A 15,065-nucleotide genomic window follows, 5' to 3' on the forward strand; every position below is an offset into this window, starting at 1 on the left:
CATTCGAAGCAGGCTTTTTCTTTTGGTCGGTACCCGCGCGACGCCCTCAGGGGGCGCCGGATGCAACCCGTTACACCACCGGTCGTCCCGCTGCCATCTTCCGCTGCAACTCCGGCATGATCTTCGCCACGGCTTCCTCGCCTGCGAGGATCGCGGCGTTGCGTTGACCGAAATCGCTGCCGCTCATCGCCGCGAGGTTCGGGCGAATCACGACGTCGGCGTACTTGTCGAGTTCGTAGGCCTTGATCGTCTGACCCATGATCGTGAACGTCTGCATCAGCACGTCGAACGAGCTTTGGGTGAGTCCGGTTTCAGGGCGCGCCGAAATATCGACCGCGATGACGAAGTCCGCTCCCATCTTGCGCGCGAACGAGGCCGGCACCGGGCTCACGAGGCCCCCATCGACGTATTCGTGCTCGCCGATTTTCACGGGTTCGAATACCGATGGCACGCTGCACGACGCGCGCACCGCGATGCCGGTGTTGCCGCGCTGGAACAGGATCGGCTGACCGGTCTTCAGATCGGTTGCCACGACACCGAGCGGCTTCGCCATCTTTTCGATCGGCCGGTTGTTGAGGGTCGTATTCAGGTAGTTCTGCAACGCGACGCCCTGCAGGAAGCCGCGTGTGCGAAAGGGCATGGCCCAGTCGCTGATCGACGCCTCGTCCATGTTAAGTGCCAGCCGGTTCATCGCGATGCCGTTCATGCCCGACGCGTACAGGGCAGCGACGACCGATCCTGCGCTGGTGCCGCACACCAGATCGACCTGGATGTTGCGCGCTTCGAGCGCCTTGATCACGCCGATGTGCGCGAAGCCGCGCGCTGCGCCGCCGCCCAGCGCGAGGCCGACACGCATGGGCCGCGGTGGCTTGACGACGGGCGGCGGCAAGGCGGTCACGACGGGGCTTTCGCTGGACGCGACGTTGTCGGGCCGGCCGCCGGTCGTCGTGCAGGCAGCGAGAATGGCGGATGCCGCGGCAAGCGAAAAGCTGCGGCGGCTCAGGCGAGGGGATGACGGTTTCAACGATTTCTCCAGCAGCGACGCCTGCGCAACCCGATGGGGGCGCGTTACCGGGGCGTCACGATCACGCAAACACGACCGCCGGCGGCGATCGTACTGCGCCGCGAGCATGCGGCGCGCGCACATCATAAAGCAAAGCGCGCGCGGCGCGCGGAAACGCGAGACTGGCAAGGCGGAGGGGACTGCCCGGCGGGTATAATCGCGGTCTTGCTTCTGTCATTCGAGTCCGCGCGTTGCGTTGCCTGCAGGCACATTGCAGCCCGGACACGTTTCGCTGCCGCGTCAGCATGATGATGACCGCGCGTCGGCGCCTGCCCTCGAGTAACCGCACATGACCACACCCGTTCGTACCCGCTTTGCACCGAGTCCCACTGGCTTCATCCATCTCGGGAACATTCGTTCCGCGCTATATCCGTGGGCATTCGCCCGCAAGATGAAAGGCGCGTTCGTACTGCGGATCGAGGACACCGACGTCGAGCGCTCGACGTCCGAAGCCGTCGACGCGATTCTGGAAGGCATGAACTGGCTCGGCCTCGACTACGACGAAGGTCCGTACTATCAGATGCAGCGCATGGACCGCTACCGCGAAGTGCTGAAGCAGATGGTGGAGCAGGGGCTTGTGTACCCGTGCTACATGTCGACCGAAGCGCTCGATGCGCTGCGTGAACGTCAGCGCGCAGCGGGCGAGAAGCCGCGTTACGACGGCACATGGCGTCCCGAGCCGGGCAAGGTGCTGCCGACGCCGCCGGCAGGCGTCGAGCCTGTGCTGCGCTTCCGTAATCCGCTCACCGGCGTGGTCGCCTGGGACGACGCGGTGAAGGGGCACATCGAGATTTCGAACGAAGAACTGGACGACCTCGTCATCGCGCGTCCGGACGGCACGCCGACGTACAACTTCTGTGTCGTCGTCGACGATCTGGACATGCGGATCACGCACGTGATCCGTGGCGATGATCACGTGAACAACACGCCGCGCCAGATCAACATCCTGCGCGCGCTTGGCGGCGAGCCGCCCGTCTATGCGCATCTGCCGACCGTGCTGAACGAGCAGGGTGAAAAGATGAGCAAGCGGCATGGCGCAATGAGCGTGACGGGCTATCGCGACGCAGGCTATTTGCCCGAAGCGGTGTTGAACTATCTCGCGCGTCTTGGCTGGTCGCACGGCGACGCGGAAATCTTCTCGCGCGAGCAGTTTATCGAATGGTTCGATCTCGAGCATCTCGGCAAGTCGCCCGCACAGTACGATCACGACAAGCTCAACTGGCTCAACGCGCATTACATCAAGGAAGCCGACAACGCGCGCCTCGCCGGGCTCGCCAAGCCGTTCCTCGCGCAGCTCGGCATCGACGACACTGGGCTTGCGAAGGGCGCGGATCTTGTGGCCGTGGTGGCACTCTTGAAGGATCGCGCGTCGACGGTGAAGGAGATCGCCGACAACGCCGCGATGTTCTATCGCACGCCGGCCCCGGAGCCGGAAGCATTGGCGCAGCACGTGACCGACGTGGTCCGCCCGGCACTGGCTGATCTCGTCACCACATTGAAGGGGGCGGAGTGGACGAAGGAGGGCATTTCCGCTGCGTTGAAGGCAACGCTTGCCGCACACAAGCTGAAGATGCCGCAACTGGCGATGCCGGTTCGTTTGCTCGTCGCGGGTACGACGCATACACCCTCGATCGATATGGTGTTGATGTTGTTTGGTCGCGACGTCGTGGTGAGCCGCATCGAAAGAGCGCTCGTCTGAAACGCACGCGAAGCGGGGCATAAGAGCGCGTACACGCGGCCTCAAAAAAAGTCGCGTGTGATGACTCAAAGGGTATTTACAAATCGAGATTCGCTCTCTACAATCTCGCTTCTGTTCTGCAAGGGGGTATAGCTCAGCTGGGAGAGCGCTTGCATGGCATGCAAGAGGTCAGCGGTTCGATCCCGCTTACCTCCACCATCAGAGCAGGTTGAAGTCTTTCGCAAACGCGGTAAGTTGTAGCAAAAAAGACTTCACAAACGGTAGTAAAGCAGTTACAATATCGCTCTTCGCTGTTGACGAAACGTTATTTGCAAGAGTCGGCAACGGAAACAAGACAGAGTCTGAAAAGATTATGTCCCCTTCGTCTAGAGGCCTAGGACATCACCCTTTCACGGTGAGTACAGGGGTTCGAATCCCCTAGGGGACGCCAAACATCAGCGTCGCTTGGTAGTTGAAGTGGTGCGGCTTGTAGAGATTTAACCGACGCTCTGCAAGGTACGATGTAAAGACTGGAGTGGTAGTTCAGTCGGTTAGAATACCGGCCTGTCACGCCGGGGGTCGCGGGTTCGAGTCCCGTCCACTCCGCCAGACAAAGCCCGTTCAGGTACGCTTGAGCGGGCTTTTTCATTAAAGGTGTAAGCGTACGTTGTCCCCTTCGTCTAGAGGCCTAGGACATCACCCTTTCACGGTGAGTACAGGGGTTCGAATCCCCTAGGGGACGCCAGACATCAACAGCGCCAACAGATTCGGGCGATGCAGCTTGTAGAGAGATAACCAACGCTCACAAGCCATGATGCAAAAAACTGGAGCGGTAGTTCAGTTGGTTAGAATACCGGCCTGTCACGCCGGGGGTCGCGGGTTCGAGTCCCGTCCGCTCCGCCAGATAAAAAAGCCCGCTGAGTTTTCGGCGGGCTTTTTTCTTTTTTCATTCCCTGCTTCGCTTCCTTTCCCCGCTTCGGGCAAACCGCCCTTGCCAGCGCGCGTAGCCTGCCTTACCGTTGTGCGGACCACCATCCCGTCCGTTGCGCCATGCTCGATCCGACCGAGTTCCCGACGCCTGCCTTTCAACTGCGCCAAGCCAGCATGGATGACTTCGTGTTTGCCGAAGCGCTCACGCGTAACAACATGGGCGGTTACTACAAGCGACATCATCTCGTCTGGCGTGGGGATCTGTTCCTCGCAAGCTGGCGCGAGTCGGAGAATTTTATTCTCGAGGTGGACGGCGAAGCGATCGGCGTGCTGCGCATCACCGAGGAAGGCGACTCGCTGCACATCCGTGATGTACAGATTGCCGAAGGGCATCGCCGCCAGGGAGCGGGCACCTACATGCTCAACATGTCGCATCGATGGGCGCGCGCACGCGGGCTGAGGGAGCTTCAACTGCGTGTGTTTGTCGACAATCCTGCGGCACGGCTTTATCTGCGGATGGGCTATCGTTTGGCCGGACCGCGTCTCGCACAGTTCGGATCGATCCGTCATATGTCGCGCCGCGTCTGACCACAGCTTCGCATTAGCGCGCTTACTTCAATTGACCGCGGTGCACATCCTGTTCGTCCAGTGACAGGTCGCTGTCTTCTTCGTCGTTGCCGTGGCCGTCGCGATGCTCGACGCCACGTTCGATGAATGCACGGGGACTTTCTCCGAATGCCCGCCGGAACATGGCGGAAAAGGCGCTCTGGCTTTGATAGCCCAGCTCCTGAGCGACGTGCGAAAGGGGGCGCCCCTGGCTTAGCAGCGGAATGGCGCGTGCGAGAATCGCCTGCTGGCGCCACTGCGAGAAGCTCACGCCGAGTTCCTGGCGGAATAGCCTCGCGATCGTTCGCGTGCTCGCGCCGACCGTCGATGCCCAGCGCTCGAGAGAATCCGGATTGGCCGGGTCGGCGATGACGGCTTCGCATAACGCCCGCAGCCGTTTCTCACTCGGCATCGGTACGGATAGCGGCAGTGGTTCAGAGCGCGTCAGCTCATCGAGCGCGAGCGTGCCGAGCAGCCGCTCGCGTGCGGAAGTGAGGCCCGGCGAATCGAGCGCAGCAATCACTTCGCGCAGCAGCCCTGATACTTCGACGACGCGGCACGCGTCGAGCCCTGGTGGAATAACCGACTCGTTGACGTATAGCGTGCGCAGGAACGCATCCTCGACAATCACCACTTCGTGCGTGACGTAAGGTGGCACCCAGATCGCGCGCGACGGCGGCACCATCCACGTGGTGCCGACCGTTGCCATGCGCAGCACGCCGCGCGACGCGTAGGCCACCTGCGCCCACGCATGCGTGTGACGCGCGATACGTACACCAGCCGGCATCGGCCGTGACCGGACCCGAATCGGATGCGTGGGTGTCGGCGCAAATTCCGGCGGAATGTCAGCGAAATCGACTCGTGTGGAAAGCGCAGGCGGAGCGGGCTGGTTCATGGCGGACATGGCAGGGCCGGGGGCGACGTGTGCTCATATTGTAGTGGCGTCGCGCTCGAACCACCCGCGACACAGGCAACGGTAGCCATTCGGCTAGAGGGGGATGAAAGCGGGGCGAGGCATAATGCATCCGATCCGGTTCATCCACCTTGGAGACGCATATGACCTTCGCAACGGCAGACCTGTGCGACGCAAACGAGGACCAGCTCGCCGCCGGCACGCTGCGCGTTCTCGACCCCGTGTTTCGGCTCTGGGGCCGCGCGCCGTGCTTCAGCGGCGAGGCGGTGACGCTGAAACTGTTCGAGGACAATACGCTCGTGCGTGCAACGCTCGAAGAGCAGGGCGCGGGCCGCGTACTGGTGGTCGATGGCGGCGGCAGTCTGCGCTGCGCGCTCGTCGGCGGCAATCTCGGGCAGATTGCCGAGAGGAACGGCTGGGCCGGCATCCTGGTTTATGGATGCGTGCGCGACACGCTTGAACTCAACGAGTGCAATATCGGCATCGCTGCGCTCGCCACGCATCCGCAACGCAGCCAGAAGCGCGGTGGCGGCGTACGCGACGTGACGGTGCGTCTGCCGGGTTCGACCGTGCGTCCGGGGGAATGGGTTTATGCGGATATCGATGGTGTGCTCGTGGCGAGCGCGCCGCTTGGGTGACTCACAGGGAGGACAGAGGGGAATGCAGAACGTCTTCGTCTACGGCACGTTGCGAGCCGCAGAAGTCAACGACATCAGCGCGGCTGCCGCGCGCCACGACATTGCAGCGCCGACCTACATCGGCCCGGCGACGGTGAAAGGCCGGCTGTACGACTTCGGCTCATACCCGGGCCTCGTCGTCGATAACAAGGGCGTGCCGGTGGTTGGCGACGTTTATGAAATCGACGACGCGCTCGTTGCCGTGCTCGACGAAATCGAGCATGTCTATCCGGGTGTCGAAGGGCGGTTTCTCGGCCGCGATGTGACGGTCGACGTCGATGGTGCAATGCTGGCGTGCCGCTTCTATCCGGTCGCTAAAGACGCCGTTGCTGGGTTGGCTGAAATCGCTTCCGGGGACTGGGTCGCGCATCGTCGCACGCGATAGCCCGATGTTGGCCCGCAGCGGGTGTGTCGGGGTTTCAACGGGGCGAACAAAAAACCAGTCGGCCCGGCGGTTCTGAACCTGCCGGGCCGGTCACCTGCGCACAGGACCGCTGGCCGAGGCCGCCAGCAGGTCCATGCATTCACCTCAGATTTCCTCGTACAGCGGGAGCGTCAGAAATTCAGTGAAGTTGGCGGAAGTCGACATCTCTTCGAAGATCTGCGCGGCGCGATCGTACGTCTTCGTTTCGCCTGCGATCGATGCCTTGACCTTCTCGAGTTCCTGCTTCGCCAGTTCGCGCACGAGTTCAGCCGTGACCTTGCGCCCATCGTCGAGCTTGCCCTTCGGCGAGCGGATCCACTGCCACACCTGCGAGCGCGAAATTTCGGCGGTCGCCGCGTCTTCCATCAGATTGTGGATCGGCACGCAGCCGTTGCCCGCGAGCCATGAACCCAGGTAGTGAATCCCGACGTTGATGTTGTTGCGCAGTCCGGCCTCCGTGATCGGCGCTTCCGGCCGGAAGTCGGTCAGATCCTTCGGCGTGACCTGTACGTCATCGCGCTGCTTGCTGATCTGGTTCGGCTTGTCGCCAAGCGCCTTCACGAACTCTTCCATCGCGATCGGCACGAGTCCCGGGTGGGCGACCCAGCCGCCGTCGTAACCGTCGTTGGCGTCGCGCGCCTTGTCCGAGCGCACACCGCCCATTGCCTTGTCGTTCGCAGCCGGATCGTTCTTGATCGGGATCAGGGCGCTCATGCCGCCGATCGCCGGCGCATTGCGGCGATGGCAGGTCTTCAGCAACTGCAGCGCATAGGCACGCATGAACGGCACGGTCATCGTGATCTGCGAGCGGTCGGCGAGGCAGAAGTCCTGGTCGTTCCTGAACTTCTTGATCGCGGAGAAGATGTAGTCCCAGCGGCCAGCGTTAAGGCCCGAGCTATGCTCGCGCAACTCGTACAGGATCTCGTCCATTTCGAACGCGGCGAGGATCGTCTCGATCAGCACCGTCGCGCGAATCGTGCCGCGCGGGATCCCGACGGCTTCCTGGGCGGCGACGAAAATGTCGTTCCACAGGCGCGCCTCGAGATGGCTCTCCATCTTCGGCAGGTAGAAGTACGGGCCCGAGCCGCGGGCCACCTGTTCCTTCGCGTTGTGGAACAGGAACAGCGCAAAGTCGAAGATGCCGCCCGACACGCGCTGGCCGTCCACCGTGACGTGCTTTTCGTCGAGATGCCAGCCACGCGGGCGCACGATCAGCGTGGCCACCTTGTCGTTGAGGCGGTACGACTTGCCGTTCTGTTCGAGCGAGATCGTCCGGCGCACCGCATCCTTCAGATTGATATGACCGGTGATCTGGTTATCCCAGCTGGGCGCGTTCGAATCTTCGAAGTCGGTCATGTACGAATCCGCCCCCGAGTTGAGCGCATTGATGATCATCTTGCGCTCGACAGGCCCCGTGATCTCGACACGACGGCATTCCAGATCCTTCGGCAGCGGCGCAATCTTCCAGTCGCTTTCCCGGATGTGCTTCGTTTCGACGAGGAAGTCGGGGCGCTCGCCCGCGTCGAGGCGCGCCGTGCGTTCGGCACGCGCCTTCAACAGTTGCTGGCGCCGCGGTTCGAATGCGCGATGCAGCGTCGCGACGAGTTCGAGCGCGTCGGGCGTGAGGATCGATTCAAAGCCCGGCTTGATTTCAGCGGTGATTTGCATGCCCTGCGGCAGCGACAGCGTATTCGCCATGGTTTCTCCCTTGGTCGGTCGGATTACAAAGATGCGTTGCAATGTGTGATGAATGAATGCCCGGCACGGTGCGGTTCTGGGGCTCACGTGCCAGGGATGTGGCGCGTGCGGCCTGAACCTCGGTCGGGCGGCTAAAGGGTGTCCAGAAAAGCGGGCAGGTCGGCGAGGCTCGCCCCGCTCGCATGCGGTTTGACGCCGAGTTCCTCGGCCGGCGCGCGCAGGCGGTTGACCCAGAAAGTCGTGTAGCCGAACCAGCTCGCGCCGGCCGCGTCCCAGCCGTTCGACGACACGAACACGATCTCGCGCGGGCTCACGCCGAAGGCCTGCGTGCCGAGCGCGTAGGCGGCTGGCGCGGGTTTGTAGGCGCGTACGGAATCGACGGACAGCACATGGTCGAAGAGGCCCGTCATGCCGGCGCTTTTCACGGCGATGTCGAGCATCTGCGGATTCCCGTTCGACAGAATCGCGAGGCCGAGGCGCGCATCGGCAAGGTCGCCCGCAGGCGCAAGCCTGTCGCGCAACCGCCGTAGGGCGGGTATCGCGTCCGGGAAGGCGGACAGACACGCGTATTCGTCCATCAGACGCTTTTCGGCAGCACTGTTGAGGGTGAGGCCGAGTTTGCGTGCGGCGAAACGCAGCGCGTCGAGGGTGATGTTCCAGAACGGTTCGTAATGCGCCCCGGAAAGATCGGACAGCGAGCGCAACTGCGTGTATTCGATCTGCTTTTGCCGCCACAGCTGCGAAAGCGTATCGCCGTGGCCCGGGAACATCTGTTCCGCCGCAGCGACGACCGAATGCACGTCGAAAAGCGTGCCGTACGCGTCGAAAATCACTGCCTTCGGAAAGGGTGTCGTTGTGGCCGACATTGCCGTGCGCTCCATTCAGAGGTCAGGGTCGATTCTATTAGTGATGCCTTAGGTCTAAAAAGATCCTAAACATCACTTGATCTTTTACTTTCTCATACCTAATCTGACGATCAACTTCGTTTTTAGCGCCCAACTTTTGCGCTGGCACCCCATGGATCGGTTCAAGCAGATCGAAACCTTCGTTACTGTCGCAGCGCGTGGCAGTCTGTCCTCCGCCGCGCAGGCGGAAGGTGTGGCGCCAGCGATCATCGGCCGGCGCATCGATGCGCTCGAAGAGCGCCTGGGCGTGAAACTGCTGGTCCGCACCACGCGCAGGATCACGCTGACCTTCGAGGGCTCGGCGTTCCTCGAAGACTGCCAGCGCATCATTCACGACATGCAGAACGCCGAGGCGAGCGTGTCCGCCGGCGGCGTGAAGGCGAGCGGGCATCTGCGCGTGTCGGCGCCTGCCGGCTTCGGACGGCGTCACGTTGCGCCGCTCGTGCCGGTATTTACCGTCGCGCACCCGGACGTGTCCATCACGCTCGATTTGTCGGACCGCATGGTCGATCTGGTGAACGAAGGCTTCGACTGTGCGGTGCGGCTGGGTGAGCTGCCGGACTCGTCGCTGGTGTCGCTTCGTCTCGGCGACAACCGGCGCGTCGTTGTGGCGTCGCCGGCTTATCTTGGCCGTCGCGGGGCGCCCAGGACGCTCGCCGAACTCACGCATCACAACTGCCTCGCGCTCGGCGCGAGTGCCAACCAGCAGCGCGGCTGGATGTTCCAGCAGGGCGACAAGGTCGTGTCGATCAAGGTTTCCGGCACGATGGAATGTTCGGACGGCGCGGTACTGCATGAATGGTGTCTCGAAGGTTATGGGCTCGCCTGGCGGTCGTGGTGGGAAGTTGGCGCGGATATCGCGGCCGGGCGCCTCGTCACGGTGCTCGATGAGTTCGCCGCGCCGCCGATCGGCATTCACGCGGTATTCCCGCAGCGCCGCCATCTGCCGTTGCGTGTGCGGCTTTTTCTCGATTTTCTGAAACATACGTACGGCCATCCGGGCTACTGGGGCTAGTACAGCGCTCCAGCTGGCAAGGTGGCGCGCGCGGGTTTTCGATATGGGTACAGACCCGCACGCACGCCTTGCTGTCAATTTCGGCGCACTACAATCGATTCGAGGTGCCGCGCGTTCCGATCCGCACGTATCGCACGGCCCTGCCGGATAGGCGCAGCTGACGACGGAGGGCGCGATGTTCAAGCACATCCTGGTTCCGACCGATGGTTCAGACCTGTCGAAAAAGGCGATCGACGGCGCAATCGACCTGGCTAAAGCGGTGGGCGCGCGCGTCACAGCCTACGCCTGCCTGCCGCAATATCCGTACTCGCCGTTTTCCGAGGTCGTGATCGAGCCGCCCGTCGACTTTCAGGAGCGCAGCGAGCGCGAAGCGCGTCTGCACCTGCAGGAGGTCGAAGCGGCCGCGCGCGACGCCGGCGTGGCGTTCACGAGCAGGACGAGCGTGCATCCGTCGCCTTATCTCGGCATCATCGAGGCGGCGGAGCGGGACGGCTGCGACGTGATCTTCATGGCGTCGCATGGGCGTCGCGGGCTGGGCAGCCTGCTGATCGGCAGCGAGACGCAACGGGTGCTCACGCATACGAAGATTCCAGTGATCGTCTACCGATGAGTTCGTTTCGCGACGGCACCGGGGTTGCCTGCGCCTCGCACAACGGATTTCGTACGGACAAGGTAAAACGCGCCGGCGGGTAGGCCAGCGCGGGTTATGCTCACCCGGGGCGCGGGGATGCTGCGCCACGGTTTCTCACAAGCTCAGCCCCGGCCAGCAGGTCGTAACCCGCTGCCGTTTCTGTTCTGACGGCGGCCCTCTGCGGGGCCGCTTCTCCCTGATTTGCGCCTGCCGTGCCACTCAGGCGCTCTGCCGCCTGTCCAGTCGGTCCCGACGTTATGCGACCTTCTTGTCGAAGAACTGCTCGTCTTCCGTCGAACCGTGCAGCGCGGTCGTCGATGCGTCGCGCTCGACCGTCTGCGTCACGGCGTCGAAGTAGCCGGTGCCGACTTCGCGCTGATGCTTGACAGCCGTGAAGCCCTTTTCGGCTGCAGCGAATTCCGCCTGCTGCATTTCGACGAACGCGCTCATCTGCGTGCGTGCATAGCCGTGCGCGAGGTTGAACATCGAGTAGTTCAGCGCGTGGAAGCCGGCCAGCGTGATGAACTGGAACTTGTAGCCCATCGCGCCGAGTTCTTTCTGGAACTTGGCGATCGTCGCGTCGTCGAGGTTTTTCTTCCAGTTGAACGAGGGCGAGCAGTTGTACGACAGCAGCTTGTCCGGGAACTGCCTGTGGATCGCTTCGGCGAATTTCTTCGCGAATTCGAGGTCCGGCTTACCGGTTTCGCACCAGATCATGTCGGCGTACGGCGCATAGGCGAGGCCGCGCGAAATGGCCTGCTCGATACCCGGCTTCGTGCGGTAGAAGCCTTCGACCGTGCGCTCGCCGGTCAGGAACGGCTTGTCGTTGTCGTCGATGTCCGACGTCACGAGGTCGGCGGCTTCGGCGTCCGTACGGGCGAGCAGGATGGTCGGCGTGCCGGACACATCGGCGGCCAGACGTGCGGCGGTGAGCTTCGCGATGTTTTCGCGGGTCGGCACGAGCACCTTGCCGCCCATGTGGCCGCACTTCTTCACCGATGCGAGCTGATCTTCGAAGTGCACGCCCGCGGCGCCGGCTTCGATCATCGACTTCATCAGTTCGAATGCATTCAGCACGCCGCCGAAACCGGCTTCTGCGTCAGCGACGATCGGTGCGAAGAAATCGACGTAGCCCTCGTCGCCCGGATTCTTGCCTTCGGACCACTGGATCTGGTCGGCGCGCGTCAGCGTGTTGTTGATACGTTTCACGACGAGCGGCACCGAGTTCGCCGGATAGAGCGACTGGTCGGGATACATTTCACCGGCGACGTTGGCGTCGCCCGCCACCTGCCAGCCCGACAGATAGATCGCCTTCAGACCGGCCTTCACCTGCTGCATCGCCTGATTGCCGGTCAGCGCGCCCAACGCGTTGACGAACGGCTCGTTGTGGATCGATTCCCACAGCTTTTCCGCGCCGCGCTTTGCGAGCGTGTGCTCGACGGGCACGGAACCACGCAGGCGCACCACATCGTCAGCGGTGTAGGTGCGCTTGATACCTTTCCAGCGCGGATCGGTATCCCATTGCTGCTGGAGTTGCTGTGCTTGCTCTTGACGTGACATGGTGTGCTCCTTGATTGCCTGGGTAATGGATCAGTCAACTCGTGTCTTCAGCGACGCCCTCTTCGCAGGGTACTTTGTTCGTGAAGTCTTATATAAGAGTCTAGGCAAATGGGGATCGGTGCAACAGCCGTCGAGGAAGCTTTTTCGTGGTTTTTTATTTGTTATTAATCAATGTGTTATTGATGTAATTTCGCAATAAGAAATCAGATTTTCCCTGTTGCAACAGGGTTGGTTGTGCCACGCAGCAACATTTTTTACGACGCAAAAAAATTTTCCACATTGTGAAATTTAACCGTGGATGAAAACGAGGACGAAAAAAAACCGGTGCGCGGGCACCGGTTCTCTTTATGCGGGCTGCAGACTGCTGTCCGCTGACGCTTCCATCTGGGCGGCGTGGGTGCCGCAGGACCTCTGCTCGAGGTCGACCCGCGGCCTCTGCGCCCGTCGGCTGCTGCTCAGCTATCGTTGAACCTGTTAGCTGCCGCGACGCGCAGTACGCGGACCGTCGCTGCGGCGTGCGCCGTAACCGCCGTCACGCGAACCGCCGTAGCCTTCGCGCGAACCGCCGCCCGACGACTTGCCGGCCCAGCCGCCGCCGCTACGTGCACCGCTTCCGGTACCTGACGGCTTGCCGCCGCCAGCGCCGCTGCCAAAGCGACGGCCGCCGCCGTTGCCGCCGGCCGGACGGCCACGGCCGCCGCCGAAACCGCCGCGGCCATTGCCGGACGGAGCCGACTTGCGCGGCTCGAAGCCTTCCACGACATTGACTGGCAGCGGGGTACGCACGAAACGCTCGATGCGCTTCAACGCGCCTTGTTCGGCGTGGTGCACGAGGCTCACGGCAATACCCGAGCGGCCGGCGCGGCCGGTACGGCCGATACGGTGCACGTAGTCTTCAGCGAACTTCGGCAGGTCGTAGTTGAACACGTGTGTGATGCCCGGGATGTCGATGCCGCGTGCAGCGACGTCGGTGGCCACGAGCACGCGCACGCGACGCTCGCGCAGTGCCTTGATGGTGCGGTTACGCGCGCCTTGCGGCAGGTCGCCGTGCAGGGCAGCCGATTCGAAACCCGCGTCGGCGAGACGGCCGGCGAGCTGGTCGGCGTCGATCTTGGTCGCCGTGAACACGATGGCCTGGTCGAGACCGGCATCGCGCAGCAGGTGATCGAGCAGACGATCCTTGTGGTCGCGGTCGTCGACGTAGTGCACGGTCTGCGCGATGTTCGTGCGCTGCTCCATGCGCTGGACGATCTCGATGCGCTCCGGATCCTTCAGCAGACGGCCCGTCAGCGAACCGATCTTGCCGTCGAGCGTAGCCGAGAACAGCATCGTCTGACGCGAAGCAGGCGTGGCTGCGACGATCGTTTCGATGTCGTCGATGAAGCCCATGTCGAGCATGCGGTCGGCTTCGTCGAGGACGAGCATCTGCAGTTGCGACAGGTCGATCCGGCCGCGCTCGAGGTGGTCGATCAGGCGACCCGGCGTGGCAACGAGAATTTCAGGGTTTTTGGCCAGCAGCATCAATTGCTGGCCATAGGCGACGCCGCCGAGAATGCTGACAGTGCGCAGGCGCTTGAGGTGCTTGCCGTACGTCGATGCGGCCGTGGTCACCTGCATGGCGAGTTCGCGGGTCGGCGTGAGAACCAGCAGGGCCGGACGTGCGACCGGCTGCGGACGGCGCGCGCGGCGGTCGCCGTCGGCTGCGCGCGGCTCACGCGGTTGGGCCGCCAGGGTCTTTTGCAACTGCGCGAAGCGCTCGATGGCGGGCAGCATGAAGGCTGCCGTCTTGCCTGAGCCGGTCGGGCTCGACACCAGCAGGTCGCGGCCAGCGATGGCAGCGGGAATCGCGCGCTGCTGGACGGGCGTCGGCGCCGAGTAGCCGGCGGCCGTCAGCGCGGAAACGATATCCGGCGACAGGCCAAGCGACGCGAACGACGGGCCGGTCGGTGCGGCGGTTTCGACAACGGCTGCAACGGTCGCTGCGTCAGGCGTAGCAACGGTGGCGGGCGTGTCGAGACCGAGGGCTTGATCGGCGATGGCGTTCAGCGGGCTGGGGGTATTGCTCGAAGTCATGAGAATCCTTGAAACACAGGGAATAAAACGTCGGCGCCAATCGGCATACCCAAGTCGTCGGATTCAGCGAGCAAAGAAGCAGCGAGCAAATCGAAAAACGGGGGCAGCTCGCAACAATAAAGGCGAGCTTTTCGTTAGAAGCTGTATCGGATGCGACAAGCCGATATTGGCATTGTCGCCAGCCTGGTACTTGACGGCCTGAAAGAAGGCCTGCTGGCAGGAGGGGACAGGTTCTAAACTGGATTGGAGCAAAACGCTACGAGGCGCTGCGCCGCAACGGCCGGACTGAAAACCGGGCAAAGCAGTGAAGCGCAGGCAGCATTGTATCGGGTTTTGCTGCACTGCGCCACATTCGAGAACTGTTTTTGAGAGATTCGGGCACAGCGGCCAGTCCTGCCTGATTCCTGGAGGTCAAGGCCGCACAGGGTGGCTCGCGGAGGGGAGGAAGCCGCGCGTTCAGGCGGCCGCTCCGCTTTTGGTCACGCGGCCGTGCCGTTCTTTAGCGATTCGACCAGTTCCACGTATTGCTGTTTTGCGGTGTCCTGCGCTGTGCCCTTAAGCGCGGCCCACGCGTCGTACTTGTATTTGCCGACGAGGTCGGTGAAGCCGGGCTTGTCGCCGTGGACGTCACCCCTGGTCGCCTGCTTGTACAGCGCGTAGAGACGCAGCAGCGTCAGGTTGCCTGGCCGCTCCGGCAGTTGCTGCACTTCTTCGTGGGCTTGCGCGAACAGCGCGTCGACGTCGCTCATTTGATCCTCCATGCCATTTCGAGATTGGCCGGTGATCATATCAAGCGACGCCGGTGACAGGGCTGGAACGATTCTTCCAGACAATTCATCGCTGGCGGGCGGCGCGGATCACGTCCGGCAACACGGGGCGCCGCATTACAATA

At 62.8% G+C, this 15,065-nt stretch carries 13 protein-coding genes and 5 tRNA genes; 11 read left to right on the plus strand and 7 right to left on the minus strand.

Features of this window, described 5'->3' with window-relative positions:
* Window positions 1-70: 70 nt before the first annotated feature.
* Entirely contained in the window at window positions 71-1,024 is a 954-nt protein-coding gene (locus P3T23_RS21225; protein ID WP_429318095.1) for a patatin-like phospholipase family protein, read from the minus strand.
* 328 nt (window positions 1,025-1,352) lie between these two features.
* Between P3T23_RS21225 and gltX the strand changes: the two genes are divergently transcribed.
* The 7 genes from gltX to P3T23_RS21260 all read left to right on the plus strand — a co-directional run bounded on the left by gltX (window position 1,353) and on the right by P3T23_RS21260 (window position 4,259).
* Window positions 1,353-2,762, plus strand: coding sequence for a glutamate--tRNA ligase (gltX, locus tag P3T23_RS21230; RefSeq protein ID WP_429318096.1), 1,410 nt, complete (start codon window positions 1,353-1,355; stop codon window positions 2,760-2,762).
* 122 nt (window positions 2,763-2,884) lie between these two features.
* Window positions 2,885-2,960, plus strand: a tRNA-Ala gene (locus tag P3T23_RS21235).
* Between the two features lie 156 nt (window positions 2,961-3,116).
* A tRNA-Glu gene (locus P3T23_RS21240) sits at window positions 3,117-3,192 on the plus strand.
* Window positions 3,193-3,273: 81 nt separating this feature from the next.
* Window positions 3,274-3,350: transfer RNA gene (locus tag P3T23_RS21245), tRNA-Asp, on the plus strand.
* 60 nt (window positions 3,351-3,410) lie between these two features.
* Window positions 3,411-3,486: transfer RNA gene (locus P3T23_RS21250), tRNA-Glu, on the plus strand.
* An 81-nt stretch (window positions 3,487-3,567) separates the two neighbouring features.
* Window positions 3,568-3,644: transfer RNA gene (locus tag P3T23_RS21255), tRNA-Asp, on the plus strand.
* A 147-nt stretch (window positions 3,645-3,791) separates the two neighbouring features.
* A complete protein-coding gene (locus P3T23_RS21260; RefSeq protein WP_429318097.1) occupies window positions 3,792-4,259 on the plus strand; it encodes a GNAT family N-acetyltransferase in 468 nt (155 codons plus the stop codon).
* A 22-nt stretch (window positions 4,260-4,281) separates the two neighbouring features.
* Here P3T23_RS21260 and P3T23_RS21265 read toward each other — a convergent pair whose 3' ends face one another.
* On the minus strand, window positions 4,282-5,172 hold the full coding sequence (locus P3T23_RS21265) for an AraC family transcriptional regulator (RefSeq protein ID WP_429318182.1): 891 nt from the start codon (window positions 5,170-5,172) through the stop codon (window positions 4,282-4,284).
* 161 nt (window positions 5,173-5,333) lie between these two features.
* On the opposite strand from P3T23_RS21265, the gene rraA reads away from it, so the two are divergent.
* Together rraA and P3T23_RS21275 are read left to right on the plus strand one after the other, a co-directional pair.
* Window positions 5,334-5,828 (plus strand): ribonuclease E activity regulator RraA, encoded by a 495-nt coding sequence (rraA, locus tag P3T23_RS21270; RefSeq protein ID WP_429318098.1) that lies wholly within the window; start codon window positions 5,334-5,336, stop codon window positions 5,826-5,828.
* A 22-nt stretch (window positions 5,829-5,850) separates the two neighbouring features.
* Complete coding sequence (locus P3T23_RS21275) at window positions 5,851-6,252, plus strand: gamma-glutamylcyclotransferase family protein (RefSeq protein WP_429318099.1); 402 nt, start codon at window positions 5,851-5,853, stop codon at window positions 6,250-6,252.
* A gap of 144 nt (window positions 6,253-6,396) precedes the next feature.
* Here P3T23_RS21275 and aceB read toward each other — a convergent pair whose 3' ends face one another.
* Both aceB and P3T23_RS21285 read right to left on the minus strand, forming a co-directional pair.
* The gene (gene aceB / locus P3T23_RS21280) at window positions 6,397-7,989 is read right to left on the minus strand and encodes a malate synthase A (RefSeq protein ID WP_429318100.1); all 1,593 of its coding nucleotides are present in this window, start codon (window positions 7,987-7,989) and stop codon (window positions 6,397-6,399) included.
* A gap of 131 nt (window positions 7,990-8,120) precedes the next feature.
* Window positions 8,121-8,855, minus strand: coding sequence for a haloacid dehalogenase type II (locus P3T23_RS21285; protein WP_429318101.1), 735 nt, complete (start codon window positions 8,853-8,855; stop codon window positions 8,121-8,123).
* A 151-nt stretch (window positions 8,856-9,006) separates the two neighbouring features.
* On the opposite strand from P3T23_RS21285, the gene P3T23_RS21290 reads away from it, so the two are divergent.
* Both P3T23_RS21290 and P3T23_RS21295 read left to right on the plus strand, forming a co-directional pair.
* Window positions 9,007-9,909: a LysR family transcriptional regulator gene (locus P3T23_RS21290; protein WP_429318102.1), complete on the plus strand. Its 903-nt coding sequence runs from the start codon at window positions 9,007-9,009 to the stop codon at window positions 9,907-9,909.
* A gap of 175 nt (window positions 9,910-10,084) precedes the next feature.
* Complete coding sequence (locus P3T23_RS21295; protein ID WP_133662826.1) at window positions 10,085-10,519, plus strand: universal stress protein; 435 nt, start codon at window positions 10,085-10,087, stop codon at window positions 10,517-10,519.
* Between the two features lie 276 nt (window positions 10,520-10,795).
* On the opposite strand, the gene aceA is transcribed toward P3T23_RS21295, so the two are convergent.
* From aceA to P3T23_RS21310, 3 genes are all read right to left on the minus strand, one after another.
* Complete coding sequence (aceA, locus tag P3T23_RS21300) at window positions 10,796-12,100, minus strand: isocitrate lyase (RefSeq protein WP_133662827.1); 1,305 nt, start codon at window positions 12,098-12,100, stop codon at window positions 10,796-10,798.
* 474 nt (window positions 12,101-12,574) lie between these two features.
* Window positions 12,575-14,173, minus strand: coding sequence for a DEAD/DEAH box helicase (locus tag P3T23_RS21305; RefSeq protein ID WP_429318103.1), 1,599 nt, complete (start codon window positions 14,171-14,173; stop codon window positions 12,575-12,577).
* A 479-nt stretch (window positions 14,174-14,652) separates the two neighbouring features.
* A complete protein-coding gene (locus P3T23_RS21310; RefSeq protein ID WP_429318104.1) occupies window positions 14,653-14,922 on the minus strand; it encodes an acyl-CoA-binding protein in 270 nt (89 codons plus the stop codon).
* Window positions 14,923-15,065: the final 143 nt, after the last annotated feature.

Source organism: Paraburkholderia sp. GAS448 (genome assembly GCF_050435685.1).
Taxonomy (GTDB): domain Bacteria; phylum Pseudomonadota; class Gammaproteobacteria; order Burkholderiales; family Burkholderiaceae; genus Paraburkholderia.